The following is a 14,949-nucleotide window of genomic DNA, read 5'->3' on the forward strand; positions in this document are numbered from 1 at the left end:
TTTTCGGTGGCTCGTGACTCTAACCTAGCAGCGCGCAGCGAGCGGACAAGACGGCCGTTAGTCTACTTTACGTAAACGTAAGCCTCCTCTAGCCTAGGGCGACGGGCACGATGACATCGGCGTCATCCCCACCGATTGCGAGGATCAGCCGCATGCTAGAGACGACCCCCGCCACCGTCGGCGCGCGCGACACCCATCGTCGCACCTATACCATCGGCGAGCTGGCACGGCGCTACGAGGTCACCCCGCGCACCATCCGCTTCTATGAGCAGGAAGGCCTGCTCGAGCCCGAGCGTCGCGGTCAGACGCGCATCTACCATGACAAGGACCGGGTGCGCCTCAAGTTGACCCTGCGCGGCAAGCGCCTGGGCTTTTCGCTGGCCGAGATCCGCGAGGTCATCCATCTTTACGATCATGCGCCCGACGGCGATGAGCGCCAGCTGCGACGCATGCTGGACATCCTCGACGAGAAGCGCGCCGCGCTCACCCGGCAACGGCAGGATATCCAGGCCCTGCAGCGCGAGCTCGACGACGTCGAGGCGCGCTGCCGCGACTCGCTGGCCGCGCTGTCGCGACAACGCGCGAGTTCCTGAACCCGTTTTCCAGACACGCCGCTTTCAAAGCCTTGCCCGAGCCGACAAAAACAAGCAGGAATCAGCGATGACAAGCCAAGCCACCCCCCGCACCGTCCCGAAAAATCGCCCCAGCTACGTCAGCGGCGTCGCTGAACGGCCGCTCAAGGGCGAAACCATCGGCGACTGTTTCGATGCCACCGTCGCTCGCTATCCGGACCGCGACGCGCTGATCAGCCGTCATCAGGGATTGCGCTATAGCTGGACCCGCCTTCAGGCCGAAGTCGATCGCGCCGCACGCGCCCTGCTCGCCGTGGGCGTGGCGAGCGGCGAGCGGGTCGGAATCTGGGCAACCAATCGCGCCGAATGGGCGATCACCCAGTTCGCCACCGCCAAGATCGGCGCCATCCTGGTCAACATCAATCCCAGCTATCGCAGCCACGAACTCGATTACGCGCTGCGCCAGTCAGGCACGTCGACGCTGATTCTGCAGGGCGCCTTCAAGACTTCGCGCTACGCCGACATGATCGCCGAGTTGGTGCCCGCGCTCAATGAAACGGCCGGTGCGACGCTCGCCGGTGCCACGCGCGCCGGCGAACGGCTGCCCGAGCTCAAGCGCGTGGTGTGTCTCGACGACGACTGGGCGCTGCCCGGCATGCTCACCTGGCGTGCGCTGCTCGAGCGCGCCGACGAGACGAGCGCCGAGCAGCTCGCCACCCTGCAGGCCAGCCTGCAGTTCGACGATCCGATCAATATCCAGTACACCTCGGGAACCACCGGCGCGCCCAAGGGCGCCACGCTGTCGCATCACAATATCCTCAACAACGGCTTCTTCGTCGCCGAACGCATCGCGCTCACCGCCGAAGACCGCATGGTGATTCCAGTCCCGCTGTATCATTGCTTCGGCATGGTGATGGGCAACCTGGGCTGCATGACCCACGGCGCGGCGATGATCTATCCCGGCGAGGGCTTCGATGCGCTGGCCACCCTCACGGCGGTGGCCGAGGAGCGCGCCACCGCCCTCTACGGGGTGCCGACGATGTTCATCGCCGAGCTCGAGCATCCCGAGTTCGCCCGCTTCGACCTGTCGTCGCTGCGCACCGGGATCATGGCCGGCTCGATCTGCCCCATCGAGGTAATGCGCCAGGTAATCGACAAGCTGCACATGCAGGAGGTCAGCATCTGCTACGGCATGACCGAAACCAGCCCGGTGAGCTTGCAGACCCAGACCGACGCCCCGCTCGACAAGCGCGTGACCACCGTGGGCACCATCCACCCCCATCAGGAGGTCAAGCTGGTGGACCCATCGACGGGGCGCATCGTGGCGCACGGCGAGCGCGGCGAACTGTGCACCCGCGGCTATAGCGTGATGCTCGGCTACTGGCAGAACCCCGAGGCCACCGACAAGGCGATCGACGATGCCGGCTGGATGCACACCGGCGACCTGGCGCAGATGGACGCCGAGGGTTATGTGGCGATCACCGGGCGCATCAAGGACATGATCATCCGCGGCGGCGAGAACATCTATCCGCGCGAGATCGAGGACTTCCTGTATACCCACCCGGCGATTTCGGATGTTCAGGTGATCGGCGTCCCCGACGGCAAGTACGGCGAGGAGGTGATGGCGTGGGTCAAGCTGGTCGACGGCCAGCAACTCGACGAGGAGGCACTCCGGGCGTTCTGCCAGGGGCGCATCGCGCACTACAAGGTGCCGCGCTACGTCAAGTTCGTCGACGACTTTCCGATGACCGTCACCGGCAAGATCCAGAAGTTCAAGATGCGCGAGACCGCCACCCAGGAGTTGGGGCTGGCCTGAGCTGTAAGCTTTAAGCGGTAAGCAAAACCCCGCGAGCGTCAGGCCCGTGGGGTTTTCTTATAGCTTCCGGCTTAAGGCTTACCGCTCGCCCCGAAGGGGCGGTCACATGCCCTTCGGCGCGAAGATTCCCGGCGCATTGCGCCAGTAGCCCTTGTAGTCCATGCCGAAGCCGAACACGTAGCGATCCTCGACTTCGAGACCGCAGTAATCGGCCTTGAGATCCGGTGCCGCCTTGCGCTCGTGGCGCTTGTCGACGAGTACCGCGGTCGAGATGCTGGCAGCGCCGGCTGCGCGGCAGTAGGCCAGAATCGCCGCCAGCGTAGCGCCCTCGTCGAGAATATCGTCGACGATCACCACGTGCCGGCCGGCCATCGGCACTTCCGGCGAGACCCGCCAGAACAGCTCGCCGCCGCGTATGCCGCCCCGATAGCGGGTCGCGTGCAGGTAATCGACCTCCAGCGGGAAGCCCAGCCGCGTCAGCAGGTGGCCGGTAGTGATCAGTCCGCCATTCATCACGCAGTAGAAGACCGGCAGCTTGTCGCCCAGCTTGTCGGTAATCGCCTCGGCCATGCGATCGAGGGCGCGCTCGACCTGGGACTGGGTGATCAGACAATCGGCATTGTCCATGAGCTCACGCATGAAGGTGAGGGAATCGTGATGCGTGCTTTCGTGTTCAGACATCGGAAATTGGTGTCACTGTCGCTTGCGGAAGGTCCACGTCCGCTTCCGATGGAAGCGGCGTGGCACGATGAATCCAAAGGTGAAGGCGGCCGTTCGCCGCTGTATCGCGACGCTTTGGCGTCTTCTCGTGGGCGTTGAGTGTCACAGCACGCTCAATTCCGCGGTGCGGGATCCGCGGGCTCGTCGACCAGCGCCTCGAGTTGCGCGTGGGCCTTGCGCCAGCGACTCAGCACCGTCAACGTATCGAGCCCCGGCCGGGCGCGGCCGTAGCGCAGCTTGGCCGGGCGCTTGGAAGCGCGCCCCGCACAGGCCTCGATGACCGCCCGGGCGGCGTCGCGGTCGTTGCATACCAGGACCATGTCGCAGCCGGCATCGAGCGCCTGCAGGGCGCGCGCGGCAGGATCGCCCGCGGTATGCGCGGCCGCCATCGACAGATCGTCGGAGAAGATCGTGCCCTTGAAGCCCAGTTCCTCCCGCAGCAGCCCCAGCCAGCTCGGCGAGTAACCGGCCGGCCGCGCATCGAACGCCGGATAGACCACGTGTCCCGGCATGATGCCGTCGAGACGCCCGGCCAGCTCGGCGAAGGGAATCAGGTCATGGGCCCGCAGCGCCTGCAGCGGGCGCTCATCGACGACCTCGTGGGTATGCGAGTCGGCGGCGGTGCCACCATGCCCCGGAAAATGCTTGCCCACGGCGACCATGCCGGCCTCGTGGAGGCCATCGATGAACGCCCTTCCCATCGTCGCCACGGCATGCGGATCCGCCGAGAAGCTGCGATCGCCGATCACGCTGGAAAGTCCGGCGTCGACGTCGAGCACCGGGGCGAAGCTCAGATCGAGCCCGCAGGCCGCCATCTCCATGCCCAGCAGCCATCCGGCCTCCTGACACAAGTGCAGACAGCGCGACGGGTCGCTCACGTAGCAGCGCCCCAGCCGGGCCATCGACGGCAACCGCGTCACGCCCTCGCGCAGCCGCTGGACCCGGCCACCCTCCTGGTCGATCCCCAGCAGCAGATCCGGGCGAATCTGGCGCAGGCTGGCGCACAGCTCGCCGACCTGGGCCGCATCGGCGATGTTGCGCGCGAACAGAATCACCCCGCCGACTGCGGGCCGCATCAGCAGCTCGCGCTCAGCGCGACTCACAGTAGTTCCTTCGAGATCCAGCATCACCGGGCCGAGCGGTTGGGTCATGGTCGGAGTCCTTGGCTTTGAGGGGGCCGATTCTAGACCAATGACGGCCCCGACAACAGGCGTTGGTCAGTCGTGCAACCACACCGGGGTACCCGGCACGGCTCGATCGAACAGGCTGAGCAGCGCCGCGTCGCGTAGCCGTATGCAACCGTGCGAGGCGGGTTGGCCCATCGGCTCCGAGGCAGGCGTGCCGTGCAGGTAAATATAGCGGCGCTGGGAGTCGACGGCACCCCCGCGATTGAAACCCCGCTCCAGCCCGCACAGCCAGAGGATGCGCGTGAGGATCCAGTCGCGCTGCGGATGGGCCGCCGCCAGCGCGGGGGCATACACCTCGCCGGTGGGTCGACGGCCGCGAAATACCGTGCCCGGCGGCTCGCCCCCGCCGATCGCCGCGCGCACGTAATGCCAGCCCAGCGGTGTCTGGCCACTGCCGTCGCGCTGCCCGTTACCCGCGGTACCCGACGAGATGGCATGACGCTGTAGCGCGTCACGGCCCTGCCACACGGTCAGCGACTGACGCGCCAGATCGATCTCGAGCCATAACGCATCCGCCGGCGGCAGCTCGTGGAGTCGCGGTGTGCGCATGCCTACCCCGCCAATGCCTGTGGATCCTCGGGCAGCGGCGCGTTCATGCCGGCGACCACCACCGGGCGCAAGCGCCGGATCAGCTCACGGACGCTGACGTGCTCGCCATAGTCCTGCTCGGCGATGTCGCGCAGCGCATCGAGCCCGGACAGCGTGAAGATCACCGTACCCAGCATGAAGTGCAGTCGCCAGAAACGCTCGCTATCGGGAAGCTCCGGCGTGGCCTTGCGCACCAGTTCGGCAAAGCGCGTGAAGACGCTGCCGTACTGCTGCTGGATATACCTGCGCAGGTGGCCCTGGGCCTGAGTGTAGGCCAGCCCCAGCAGGCGCATGAACACCTTGAGGCTGTTGCGCTCGGCCGGCACCTCGAGCACGGTGCGCGCCATGCTTTCCAACAGGACTTCCAGGGGGATGGGCTGGCCTGCATAGTCGGCCTCGAGTTCGTCGAGCCTGGCGTGGAAACGCTCCGTGAACGGGTCCAGGTAGCGCGCGAAGACCGCCTGAATCAGCGCCTTCTTGGAGCCGAAATGATAGTTCACCGCCGCCAGGTTGACCTTGGCCTTGCTGGTGATGTTACGCAACGACGTCTCGGCAAAACCGCGCTCGGCAAACAGCACTTCGGCGGTATTGAGTATCCGCGTCACTGTGTCGGTCTGAGCCATGACATATCCCTGCTGAAAAACGATTGTTTTAAACGTGGCCAGGATTCTACCTCGTTAACGTTTCTTGAACAAACCGGTCCGTTTCAAACGTTGGGTTCACGCTGCACTATTCGAGACGAGCGCCGACTTGCCGATTACTGGATGCAATTCCATGCTGTATACTTAACCACGAACCCGTTAAGCGACCAGCGGAGGCCGCATGACCCACACTCTTACCCCGCGCCAGCAGAACGTCTACGACTTCATCGTCAAGACCATGAACGAACTGGGCTATCCGCCGACCCGGGCCGAGATTGCCCGTGCACTGGGCTTCCGCTCGCCCAACGCCGCCGAGGAGCATCTGCGCGCGCTTAGCCGCAAGGGCGTGATCCGCATGATTCCCGGCACCTCGCGAGGCATCCGCCTGCCCAGCCAGGCCGCTCAGGCCTATCCCGAGAGTGAAGCGGGTCTCACCGACAGCGAGAGCGGCCTGCCGATCATCGGTGAGGTCGCTGCCGGTAGCCCGATGCTGGCCGCCGAGCATATCGATCGCTACTGCCCGTTATCGGCCGACTTCTTTTCGCCACGCGCCGATTACCTGCTGCGTGTGCGCGGGCTATCGATGCGCGACGTCGGCATCCTCGAGGGCGACCTGCTCGCCGTGCACCGCACCGACCGGGTCCGCGACGGGCAGATCGTGGTGGCTCGCCTGGAGGACGACGTGACCGTCAAGCGCTTCAAGCGTGACGGCCATCGCGTATGGCTGCTCGCCGAGAACCCCGAGTTCGCACCGATCCAGGTCGATCTGCGCCATGAGCATCTGGACATCGAGGGCGTCGGCGTCGGCGTGATCCGCGGTGGCAACGGCCAGGCGCTGGGTTAGCATGCGGTGGCGCTCGGCGGCACCGCCCAGTGGGTGATTCATGCGCAAGATCCTGCATGCCGACTGTGACTGCTTCTATGCCGCGGTGGAGATGCGCGACAACCCGGCCCTGCGCGACGTGCCGCTGGCAATCGGCGGCAGCACCGCGCAGCGCGGCGTGATCGCCACCTGCAATTATCCGGCGCGGCGCTACGGGGTGCATTCCGCCATGCCTACCGGCCAGGCCCTGCGCCTGTGCCCCGAACTGACCTTGCTGCCGCCGGACTTCCCCCGCTATCGGGCGGTTTCCGAGCGCATCCAGGCGATCTTTCACGAACTGACCCCGCTGGTCGAGCCGCTCTCGCTCGACGAAGCGTTTCTCGACGTCAGCGAAGTGCGCCGCTTCCGTGGCAGCGCAACCTGGATGGCCGGCTGGATCAAGCGCGAGGCGATGCGGCGTACCGGCATCGGCGTTTCGGTGGGCGTGGCGCCGAGCAAGTTTCTCGCCAAGATCGCCAGCGACTGGGAAAAGCCCGACGGGCTGACGGTCATCGCACCCGATCAGGTCGACGCCTTCATCAGCACGTTGGCCGTCGACAAGCTGCATGGGGTGGGTCCGGCGACCGCCGCCAAGCTGGCTGCGCTGCATATCGTCACCTGCGCCGATCTGCAGGATTGGTCACTGGAAGCGCTGAGCGAACGTTTCGGCAAGTTCGGCCGACGGCTTCATGAACTCGCCCGCGGCATCGACGACCGCCCGGTGCGAACCGAGCGCGAACGCAAGTCGGTGAGCGCCGAGAACACCTTTCATCGCGACCTGCCCGATCTCGCCACCTGCCGCGAACAGCTGCCGGCGCTGATCGAGCGCCTTCACGAACGCCTGGCGCGGCACGGCAACCCGGCGACCAAGGGCGTGTTCGTCAAGGTGCGCTTCAACGATTTCACGTTGACCACGCTCGAGGGAGGCGGCCGGCGGCCCGAACTCGCTCATTGCCTTGCCCTGCTCGACGAGGCCTGGGCGCGCGGTAGCCGACCGGTGCGCCTGCTCGGGGTCGGCGTGCGCCTTGCGCCGTCCGGCGACGCGCGTCAGTTGTCGCTGTTCGCTGATTGAGCGCCGCCCCTCTCAGGCAAAGACCACGGTCTTGCTGCCGTGAATCAACACACGATCCTGCAGATGCCAGCGCAGCCCCCGGGCGAGTACCGCACGCTCGATATCGCGACCGAAGCGCACCAGGTCCTCGGTGGTGTGGCAATGCGTGATGCGGTGCACGTCCTGCTCGATGATCGGCCCGGCATCCAGCTCTTCGGTCACGTAATGACAGGTCGCCCCGATCAGCTTGACGCCCCGGTCATAGGCCTGGTGATAGGGCTTGGCGCCGGCGAATGACGGCAGGAAGCTGTGATGGATATTGATCACCCGACCGGCATAGCGCCGGCACAACCCCGGCGGCAGAATCTGCATGTAGCGCGCCAGCACCACGCCATCGGCCTGGACTTCTCCGATCAGCCGCTCGGTTTCGTCGAAGGCGGCCGCCTTGGTGTCGGGCGCGACCGGCACATGGTGGAAGGGAATGCCGTGCCACTCGACCAGCGAACGCAGCGCGTCATGATTGGAAATCACGCAGGGGATCTCGCAATCCAGTTCGCCGATATTCCAGCGATGCAGCAGATCCACCAGGCAATGCGAGGCCCTGGAAACCATCAACACGATTCGCTTGCGCTGCGCGCTGTCATGGAGCGACCAGTCCATGCCGAACGTCTCGGCGATCGGCTGAAACGTGTCGCGGAACTGCTCGATCGGCGGTGCATCCACATCGAAGCGAATTTCATAGCGCATGAAGAAGCGCCCGGTAACCAGGTCCGAATGCTGGTTGGCTTCGGTGATCGAGCCACGCTGATCGGCAATGAAATTGGACACCCGGGCGACGATGCCGACCCGGTCGGGACAGGACACGATAAGACGGTAAGAATGCGACATGAAAGGCTGGGAACTCTCGGTAAACCGTGAACGGTCGCACATTGTAACCAATTGCCCCGACTTGGCTAATGTTCGTTGTGAGCCAGGCGACGCATCTCGTATAGTGGGGGCTTGCTCACAAGCTCGTGTCACTGATGTTGCAATCCCGCGTCCAGATCGGCCCCCGAAAACGTCCGCCTCTCCACTTCCTGCCACTGGGAGGCTGCGGCGAGATCGGCATGAACCTCAGCCTCTATGGCTACGGCGATGAATGGATCGCCATCGATTGCGGAATGATGCTGCGTCAGGATCTGCCCGATTCGCCGCTCCAGGTGCCTGACGTGGGCTGTCTGACGCCGCTGGGCATTCAGCCGCGCGCGCTGATCCTCACCCACGGTCACGAGGATCATATCGGTGCCGCCGCCTGGCTCTGGCCCCATTGGGGCTGCCCCATCTACGCCACGCCGCTGGCCGCCGGCCTGCTGCGGGCCAAGTTTCTGGAGCGCGGCCTGGCCGTCGATGCGATCCGCATCGTCGCGCCCGGCGACGCGCTGGAGAGCGGGCCGTTCGCGCTGCGCTACCTGCCGTTGACCCACTCGATTCCCGAAAGCTGCGCATTGCTGCTCACCACGCCCCACCACCGGGTGCTGCACACCGGCGACTGGAAACTCGACCCCGAGCCGCTGATCGGCAGCCCGGTCGACCAGCGGCTCTATGCCTCGCTGGCCCCGGTCGACCTGCTGGTCGGCGATTCCACCAACGCCACCCTGCCCGGCTGGTCGCGTAGCGAAGGCGACGTCGCGCGGGCGCTGGAACGCGCCATCGGCGCCTGCACGGGCCGTGTGATCGTTTCCTGCTTCGCCAGCAACCTGGCGCGTGTGCTGGCCGTGGGGCGTGCCGCCGCGCGTTGCGGACGCCGTATCAGCCTGATGGGGCGCTCGATGGAACGCATGGTGCGTACGGCACGCGACCTGGGCTACCTGGAGGACTTACCGCAACTGGTGCCGGTGCGCGACCTGGGTTACCTGCCTGCCGAAGAGGTGCTGATCATCGCCACCGGCAGCCAGGGTGAGCCGCGGGCCGCGCTGTCACGCCTCGCCCAGGGCCGGCATCCCGACCTGGAATTGCAGGCCGGCGACACGGTCATTTTCTCGGCCAAGGCGATACCCGGTAACGAGCGATTGATCGAGCGCCTTCAATTGGCGCTCAAACGCCTGGACGTCGGGGTACTCGAGGAAACCCGGCACCCCGAGTTGCATGCCTCGGGTCACCCGGCTCAGGATGAGTTGCGGACCTTTTATGGCTGGACCAAACCGCGGCGGTTGCTTCCGGTGCATGGTGAACGCCGCCATCAGGAGGCCCACCAGCGCCTGGCCGAGTCGTGCGGCATCGACGCGCCACTCGCGCCCGATAATGGCGATCTGATCCGTGTCGAGCGCACGACGCTGAGCGTCGAACGACACATTGAACAGACCCCGCATATCGTTCACCAGGATCAAGTGCACGCTCTGAAAGGATTCGAGGATTCTGCGGTGCAATCAAGACAACCCCGCGAGGGTCGCTTCTATCTGGTCTTGCCGGTGTTGGCGATGAGTGATGGCTGGCATCGTGTGGGACGCTTGCTGATCGATTATTCCGGTGCTTCCTCGCTCGACGAAACGGCCTTCGCCGACTGGCTGGACGACACACTCAAACAACTCGACGCCGAAACTCTAGTGCAGTTACGCAACCAGCTTCAGCCACGCCTGGTACAATGGATGAACGATCACCTGCGCCGTCCGCCGGTCGTGCACCTGCAGATCAGCGCCGCCGAAACGGCTTCTTGACGGCCTTTACTTGCCTGTCGATTAAGCAACAATCGCCAGCAAATAGAGCCGGAAAAAAAAGCGGACGCAATGCATCCGCTTTCTGGAACGAGGCCACCCGAGCGATCTTCTGAAGAGGATCGAAGCCATTCAGGCCTTTTCGAGCGTGTCCTTCTTGGGCGGGCGACCGCGACGCTTGGGTTGTTCGCCAACCAGGTCGTCGAGAGAAAGCCCGGCGTCATTGATCGCTTCACGAATCTCCTCGAGCTTGCGCGCCTTGACCGTTTCCTCTTCCTGCCGGCGACGTTCTTCATCCTGCTTTTGCTCGATCACCTCGTTAATCACTTCAGCGAGCTTATGGAGCTGCTCCATGCTCAATTGTCGAGCGGCTGCCCGCGCCACATTCTTGTTGCGAGCGATTTTTTCCAGGGACTCGGTAGACATCGGCCTCCTCCATTCAAAGCGTCAATTACTGCAAACGGTGTGTGAATGTAAAAAGTATATGCCCTGAAGGCCGATTGGCAAGCAAAGTTACGCAATAATGGCCGCCCGATATTCACCAGGAGTCTCGTAAAAAAGGCCGGGGGGAAGCGCTGAAAGAGAGAAAGCCAGGCTGTACTCAACCACCCGTCATGTTCATGAAACGCACCACCTGAACGTCACCGTCGGTCGAGAAATGATGGCGCTCGGGCTTGAGCGGCATGGCACCGACGATGCGCTCCTTGAGGGCACCGATGTCGCCCGGATAGCGCCGCAGAACCTCGCGCAGGTCCACCGAATGCTCATTGCCCAGGCACAACAGCAAACGCCCTTCCACGGTAACCCGGACGCGGTTGCAGCTGGCGCAGAAGTTATGGCTGTGCGGAGAAATGAAGCCGATGCGAGACGCACTGTCCGGCATGCGGTAATAGCGTGAGGGACCCAGTGTCGTCTCGGTGGTCGGCAGCAAGGTATGCCGCGCCTCGATCAAGCGCTGTACCTCGTCGCTGGAACAGTAGGTTTCAGCGCGAGAATGATCCGAGACATCGCCCAGCGGCATTTCCTCGATGAAACTGATGTCGATGCCCTCGTCGCGGGCGAAATCGACCAGTTCGGTAACCTCGTCGTCATTGCGTCCCCGCAGAATCACCGCGTTTAGCTTGATTCCCTCGAAGCCGGCATCCTGGGCGGCATGAATGCCATCGATGACCCGGTGCAGGTCGCCGGTGCGCGTCAAGCGCTTGAAGCGCACCGGGTCCAGTGAATCGAGACTGATGTTGAGGCGCTTAAGCCCGCCCTGGCGAAGCGCCTTGGCATGCTTGCCCAGACCCGCGCCGTTGGTGGTCATGGCGAAATCCTTGAGGCCATCGAGAGCGCCGATATCGCTCACCAGATCCTCGATGCCCCGCCTGACCAGGGGCTCGCCGCCGGTCAGACGAATCTTCTCGACACCCAATTCGATGAAAGCCCGGGCAACTTGCGCCAACTCTTCAAGGGTCAAGACCTGTGCGCGAGGCAGAAAGGTCATCTCCTCGCTCATGCAATAGACACAGCGAAAATCGCAGCGATCCGTCACCGATATCCGCACATAGCGAACGCTACGCTGATAGTTGTCGATCAACTGGGTCATCATCACCTCCAGCGCTCGGCTGCCTGCCTGTCCGTGTCCCGCTCGGCGACCCAGTAATCGCCGTGGGCGGTGTGTTCCTTTTTCCAGAAAGGGGCGCGGGTCTTAAGATAATCCATTATGAATAGACAGGCATCGAATGCCGCCTGTCGATGGGCGCTGGCAACCGCAACCAGCACGATCGGGTCGCCCGGTTCCAATCGGCCGACACGGTGTATGAGCCGTACGCCATTGAGCGACCAGCGGCGTCCGGCCTCGGCGACGATCTCGCCCAAAGCCGACTCGGTCATGCCCGGATAGTGTTCCAACGACAATGCCGTGACGTCGGGCCGCTCGTTGAAATCGCGCACCAGTCCCGTAAAGCAGACCACCGCACCGATATCGTTTCGCTGAGCAACGAGAGTCGCCTGCTCGGCGCCAACATCGAAGCACTCATGCTGCACACGGATCATCTCAGCCTCCGGTGACCGGTGGGAAGAAAGCGACCTCGTCGCCATCGGTCAGATGGTTGTCCTCGCCACTCATGACCTGGTTGATCGCGCACAGCACCCGGCTTTCCGAGAGCATCGAGAATCGCTCGTCGCGTGCCACCAGGGCCGACTTGAGGCCCGCGATATCCGGGGTCGGCAGTGTCTCGAAGGGGATCTCCAGATCGCTGACCCCCAGGCGTTCGCGTAATTCGGCGAGACATTTGACATGGATGCAGGGCGCTTCGGCACGCGGTGCGATACCGACACAGCCCTCCTGGCATTCGCCGGTCACTATCGGTTGGACCGCACCCGGTTGGACCGCACCCGGTTGGACCGCACCCGGTTGGACCGCAGCCATTTCGTCTGACGCCGCCCCGGCGTCGTAGCGATAGTCGCCGGAGCGTCCGCCGCTCTTGGCCTGCAGGCGTATTTCGCCGATTTCCAGCGTCTTGTCGACCGCCTTGCACATGTCATAGAGAGTCAGGCACGCCACCGAGACCGCGGTCAATGCCTCCATTTCAACCCCGGTCTGGCCGGAAAGCCGGCACAGCGCGGTGACGTTGACGCAACGTCCAGCCTCGTCGAGTTCGAAATCGACCGTCACCTTCGACAGTGCCAGCAGGTGGCATAACGGAATCAGCTCGTGGGTACGCTTGGCGGCCTGAATGCCGGCGATACGCGCCGTCGCCAACACATCGCCCTTGGGCAGGCCACCCTCGGCGAGCAGCGCCAGCGTCGCGGGTTGCATCCGAATGCGACCGCTCGCCAGTGCCTCGCGGCGAGTGGTCTGCTTGTCACCGACGTCGACCATGTGGGCCTCGCCGCGTGCATTGATGTGGGTCAGGCTCATGTCAGCTCACCAAAGGGTTGCAGTAATACGGTTTCGCCCTCGCCGATGTCGCCACGGGACGCCTCGATCTCGATCAGGCAATTGGCCGCTGCCATCGAGGATAGAATCCCCGAGCCCTGATGCCCCGTCGTACGCACATGCAGTTGTCCGGTCGCGTCGATTCTATAGACGCCACGATGGAAATCGACGCGACCGCTGCGACTGCGCATCGCTTCATCGGCGATTGCGCTCCAGCGCGTCGGCTGCCAGGCGTATTCGCCCTGGAGCCTGCGCAGCAATGGCTGGACGAACTGCAGGAAAGTCACCATGACCGCCACCGGATTACCCGGCAGGCCGAAGAACGGCACTTCGTTCTCGCCCAGCATCCCGAAGGCCAACGGCCGCCCGGGACGCATGGCGATTCGCCAGAATCCCAGACGACCAATGCTCGACAGCGCCGGCTTGATCCAATCGGCCTGGCCACTCGAGACGCCACCGCTGGTGATGACCATGTCGGCCCGCGTGGCGGCACCTGTCAGCGCGTCGCGAATCGCCTCGGGCCGGTCGGCGAGAATGCCCAGATCGTCGACTTCGCAGCCCAGCGCCTCGAGCAACCCACGCAATGAATAACGATTGGCATCGTAAACGCCCGCCGCACCGAGCGCTTCACCCGGCGAGGTGACTTCGTCGCCGGTGGAAAAGATCGCCACCCGCGGCCGACGCACCACCTCGATGCTGTCGACCCCCAGCGAGGCCAGCAGGCCCAGGTGCTGGGGTCGCAGCCGCGTGCCTGCAGCCACGGCGCAACTGCCACGGACGATGTCTTCGCCGGCGTGGCGCACGTTCTGACCCCGGCTGACCCGCTGCGGCTGATGGATCCTCGCCAGCCGCGACCGGACATCGATGTCCAACTGCTCGTGCATGATGACGGTATCCGCCCCTTCCGGCAGCGGCGCGCCGGTGGTGATCGAGACCGCCTCAGCGTAGCCCAGCGGAGACTCGAAGCGATGCCCGGCCAGGACTTCGCCGACCAGGGTTACCCGTGTCGGCGCAGGCCAGGCCAGCGCGATACCGTCCATCGCCGCGTTGGTGTTCTGCGGGACATCGATCGGCGAGATGCACTCCTTGGCCAACACCCGGCGAGCCGCCGCCGTCAGTGGCAGGCGTTCGGCGGGCAAGCGGGCGGCCACCAGCTCGCTCAGCGACGTCAGCGCCTCGTCGACATCGAGCATCCGCTCGCCGAGCGCAAAGCAGGATAGCGTCATGACGAGTCACCGCCGGGCCGGGGCCCACGGCAGCCCGCCCAGGCAGCCGGCCAATCACGGACGAAAGCGGTCAGCGCGCCCAAGTCGTTGAGATCCAGTGCCGCCACGCCGGCCGGCAGGACCAATTCGGCATCGCTGGCCACGGCCTGGATCCAGGGGTCCTCGCCAGCCAGCAACGGCTTGCCGAGCGACGGCCGGTGCAGTTCGAGCTTGGGCAAGGGCCAGTGCCTGAAGCCTTCGACGAGCACCAGATCCGGTCGCATCAGTTGGACGTGCTCGAGCAGTGCCGCCAGGTCCGGCCCCTCGTCTCTGGGCGATGCCTGCGCTTCCTCGCCGGACGTCTCATGACATGGCGTCTCATTACATGGCGTCTCATTACATGGCGTCTCATTACATGGCGTCTCCATCATCAGCGCGAAGCGCTCGCGCGAGGCGACCAGCATCGGCGTGGCCCCGGCCTGGCGCAGGCGATAACTGTCCTTGCCGGGCCTGTCGATGTCGAAGCGATGATGGGCATGCTTGATCACCGCCACCCTGAGGCCCGCTTGGCGCAGCCGAGGCAGCAAGGCTTCCAGCAGGGTGGTCTTGCCCACCCCGCTCCAGGCGGCGATTCCCAGCAAGGGCACGGGCTGTCTGTCCAGATCGAGTTTCATCGGACTCCGCTAATAAG

The 14,949-nt window shown here is 64.6% G+C and carries 16 protein-coding genes; 5 read left to right on the top strand and 11 right to left on the bottom strand.

All coding sequences use genetic code 11. From position 1 onward, the window contains the following. Nucleotides 1–152 precede the first annotated feature (152 nt). Both HALZIN_RS0108465 and HALZIN_RS0108470 read left to right on the top strand, forming a co-directional pair. Nucleotides 153–593 (top strand): MerR family transcriptional regulator, encoded by a 441-nt coding sequence (locus HALZIN_RS0108465; protein ID WP_051907448.1) that lies wholly within the window; start codon nucleotides 153–155, stop codon nucleotides 591–593. 67 nt (nucleotides 594–660) lie between these two features. Next, a complete protein-coding gene (locus HALZIN_RS0108470) occupies nucleotides 661–2,388 on the top strand; it encodes an AMP-binding protein (RefSeq protein WP_031383792.1) in 1,728 nt (575 codons plus the stop codon). Nucleotides 2,389–2,490: 102 nt separating this feature from the next. Here HALZIN_RS0108470 and HALZIN_RS0108475 read toward each other — a convergent pair whose 3' ends face one another. The 4 genes from HALZIN_RS0108475 to HALZIN_RS0108490 form a co-directional block, all read right to left on the bottom strand. Further along, nucleotides 2,491–3,069 (bottom strand): hypoxanthine-guanine phosphoribosyltransferase, encoded by a 579-nt coding sequence (locus tag HALZIN_RS0108475; protein ID WP_031383793.1) that lies wholly within the window; start codon nucleotides 3,067–3,069, stop codon nucleotides 2,491–2,493. Nucleotides 3,070–3,221: 152 nt separating this feature from the next. Further along, nucleotides 3,222–4,259 (bottom strand): beta-N-acetylhexosaminidase, encoded by a 1,038-nt coding sequence (gene nagZ / locus HALZIN_RS0108480; protein WP_031383794.1) that lies wholly within the window; start codon nucleotides 4,257–4,259, stop codon nucleotides 3,222–3,224. Between the two features lie 66 nt (nucleotides 4,260–4,325). After that, nucleotides 4,326–4,844 carry a L,D-transpeptidase gene (locus HALZIN_RS0108485; protein WP_031383795.1) on the bottom strand — a complete coding sequence of 173 codons (519 nt, stop codon included), beginning with the start codon at nucleotides 4,842–4,844 and terminating at the stop codon, nucleotides 4,326–4,328. 2 nt (nucleotides 4,845–4,846) lie between these two features. Beyond that, the gene (locus tag HALZIN_RS0108490) at nucleotides 4,847–5,506 is read right to left on the bottom strand and encodes a TetR/AcrR family transcriptional regulator (RefSeq protein WP_031383796.1); all 660 of its coding nucleotides are present in this window, start codon (nucleotides 5,504–5,506) and stop codon (nucleotides 4,847–4,849) included. 199 nt (nucleotides 5,507–5,705) lie between these two features. Here HALZIN_RS0108490 and lexA point away from each other — a divergent pair, with 199 nt between their 5' ends. Both lexA and dinB read left to right on the top strand, forming a co-directional pair. Continuing rightward, a complete protein-coding gene (lexA, locus tag HALZIN_RS0108495) occupies nucleotides 5,706–6,368 on the top strand; it encodes a transcriptional repressor LexA (protein ID WP_031383797.1) in 663 nt (220 codons plus the stop codon). Nucleotides 6,369–6,408: 40 nt separating this feature from the next. Further along, a complete protein-coding gene (gene dinB, locus HALZIN_RS0108500) occupies nucleotides 6,409–7,458 on the top strand; it encodes a DNA polymerase IV (RefSeq protein ID WP_031383798.1) in 1,050 nt (349 codons plus the stop codon). Nucleotides 7,459–7,470: 12 nt separating this feature from the next. Here dinB and purU read toward each other — a convergent pair whose 3' ends face one another. Then, on the bottom strand, nucleotides 7,471–8,325 hold the full coding sequence (purU, locus tag HALZIN_RS0108505) for a formyltetrahydrofolate deformylase (RefSeq protein ID WP_031383799.1): 855 nt from the start codon (nucleotides 8,323–8,325) through the stop codon (nucleotides 7,471–7,473). A gap of 218 nt (nucleotides 8,326–8,543) precedes the next feature. Between purU and HALZIN_RS0108510 the strand changes: the two genes are divergently transcribed. Further along, nucleotides 8,544–10,130 carry a ribonuclease J gene (locus HALZIN_RS0108510; protein ID WP_031383800.1) on the top strand — a complete coding sequence of 529 codons (1,587 nt, stop codon included), beginning with the start codon at nucleotides 8,544–8,546 and terminating at the stop codon, nucleotides 10,128–10,130. A 129-nt stretch (nucleotides 10,131–10,259) separates the two neighbouring features. Here the strand turns inward: HALZIN_RS0108510 and HALZIN_RS0108515 are convergent, their stop codons facing one another. The 6 genes from HALZIN_RS0108515 to mobB all read right to left on the bottom strand — a co-directional run bounded on the left by HALZIN_RS0108515 (nucleotide 10,260) and on the right by mobB (nucleotide 14,932). Further along, the gene (locus HALZIN_RS0108515; protein ID WP_031383801.1) at nucleotides 10,260–10,553 is read right to left on the bottom strand and encodes an H-NS family histone-like protein; all 294 of its coding nucleotides are present in this window, start codon (nucleotides 10,551–10,553) and stop codon (nucleotides 10,260–10,262) included. Between the two features lie 175 nt (nucleotides 10,554–10,728). Beyond that, nucleotides 10,729–11,721 (bottom strand): GTP 3',8-cyclase MoaA, encoded by a 993-nt coding sequence (moaA, locus tag HALZIN_RS0108520; protein ID WP_031383802.1) that lies wholly within the window; start codon nucleotides 11,719–11,721, stop codon nucleotides 10,729–10,731. Next, on the bottom strand, nucleotides 11,721–12,167 hold the full coding sequence (gene moaE, locus HALZIN_RS0108525) for a molybdopterin synthase catalytic subunit MoaE (RefSeq protein WP_031383803.1): 447 nt from the start codon (nucleotides 12,165–12,167) through the stop codon (nucleotides 11,721–11,723). Before moaE ends, moaA begins: the two co-directional genes overlap by 1 nt. 1 nt (nucleotide 12,168) lies before the next feature. Further along, complete coding sequence (moaC, locus tag HALZIN_RS0108530; protein ID WP_031383804.1) at nucleotides 12,169–13,035, bottom strand: cyclic pyranopterin monophosphate synthase MoaC; 867 nt, start codon at nucleotides 13,033–13,035, stop codon at nucleotides 12,169–12,171. After that, nucleotides 13,032–14,279: a molybdopterin molybdotransferase MoeA gene (moeA, locus tag HALZIN_RS0108535; RefSeq protein WP_031383805.1), complete on the bottom strand. Its 1,248-nt coding sequence runs from the start codon at nucleotides 14,277–14,279 to the stop codon at nucleotides 13,032–13,034. Before moeA ends, moaC begins: the two co-directional genes overlap by 4 nt. Next, entirely contained in the window at nucleotides 14,276–14,932 is a 657-nt protein-coding gene (gene mobB / locus HALZIN_RS0108540; RefSeq protein WP_031383806.1) for a molybdopterin-guanine dinucleotide biosynthesis protein B, read from the bottom strand. Before mobB ends, moeA begins: the two co-directional genes overlap by 4 nt. Nucleotides 14,933–14,949 lie beyond the last annotated feature (17 nt).

Source organism: Halomonas zincidurans B6 (genome assembly GCF_000731955.1).
Lineage (GTDB): Bacteria > Pseudomonadota > Gammaproteobacteria > Pseudomonadales > Halomonadaceae > Modicisalibacter > Modicisalibacter zincidurans.

What these genes read in the sequence shown, in the direction of transcription:
- HALZIN_RS0108465 (WP_051907448.1), top strand. Translation starts at nt 153, where the DNA reads ATGCTAGAGACGACCCCCGCCACCGTCGGCGCGCGCGACACCCATCGT.
- HALZIN_RS0108470 (WP_031383792.1), top strand. Translation starts at nt 661, where the DNA reads ATGACAAGCCAAGCCACCCCCCGCACCGTCCCGAAAAATCGCCCCAGC.
- HALZIN_RS0108475 (WP_031383793.1), bottom strand. Translation starts at nt 3,069, where the DNA reads ATGTCTGAACACGAAAGCACGCATCACGATTCCCTCACCTTCATGCGT.
- nagZ (WP_031383794.1), bottom strand. Translation starts at nt 4,259, where the DNA reads ATGACCCAACCGCTCGGCCCGGTGATGCTGGATCTCGAAGGAACTACT.
- HALZIN_RS0108485 (WP_031383795.1), bottom strand. Translation starts at nt 4,844, where the DNA reads ATGCGCACACCGCGACTCCACGAGCTGCCGCCGGCGGATGCGTTATGG.
- HALZIN_RS0108490 (WP_031383796.1), bottom strand. Translation starts at nt 5,506, where the DNA reads ATGGCTCAGACCGACACAGTGACGCGGATACTCAATACCGCCGAAGTG.
- lexA (WP_031383797.1), top strand. Translation starts at nt 5,706, where the DNA reads ATGACCCACACTCTTACCCCGCGCCAGCAGAACGTCTACGACTTCATC.
- dinB (WP_031383798.1), top strand. Translation starts at nt 6,409, where the DNA reads ATGCGCAAGATCCTGCATGCCGACTGTGACTGCTTCTATGCCGCGGTG.
- purU (WP_031383799.1), bottom strand. Translation starts at nt 8,325, where the DNA reads ATGTCGCATTCTTACCGTCTTATCGTGTCCTGTCCCGACCGGGTCGGC.
- HALZIN_RS0108510 (WP_031383800.1), top strand. Translation starts at nt 8,544, where the DNA reads ATGAACCTCAGCCTCTATGGCTACGGCGATGAATGGATCGCCATCGAT.
- HALZIN_RS0108515 (WP_031383801.1), bottom strand. Translation starts at nt 10,553, where the DNA reads ATGTCTACCGAGTCCCTGGAAAAAATCGCTCGCAACAAGAATGTGGCG.
- moaA (WP_031383802.1), bottom strand. Translation starts at nt 11,721, where the DNA reads ATGATGACCCAGTTGATCGACAACTATCAGCGTAGCGTTCGCTATGTG.
- moaE (WP_031383803.1), bottom strand. Translation starts at nt 12,167, where the DNA reads ATGATCCGTGTGCAGCATGAGTGCTTCGATGTTGGCGCCGAGCAGGCG.
- moaC (WP_031383804.1), bottom strand. Translation starts at nt 13,035, where the DNA reads ATGAGCCTGACCCACATCAATGCACGCGGCGAGGCCCACATGGTCGAC.
- moeA (WP_031383805.1), bottom strand. Translation starts at nt 14,279, where the DNA reads ATGACGCTATCCTGCTTTGCGCTCGGCGAGCGGATGCTCGATGTCGAC.
- mobB (WP_031383806.1), bottom strand. Translation starts at nt 14,932, where the DNA reads ATGAAACTCGATCTGGACAGACAGCCCGTGCCCTTGCTGGGAATCGCC.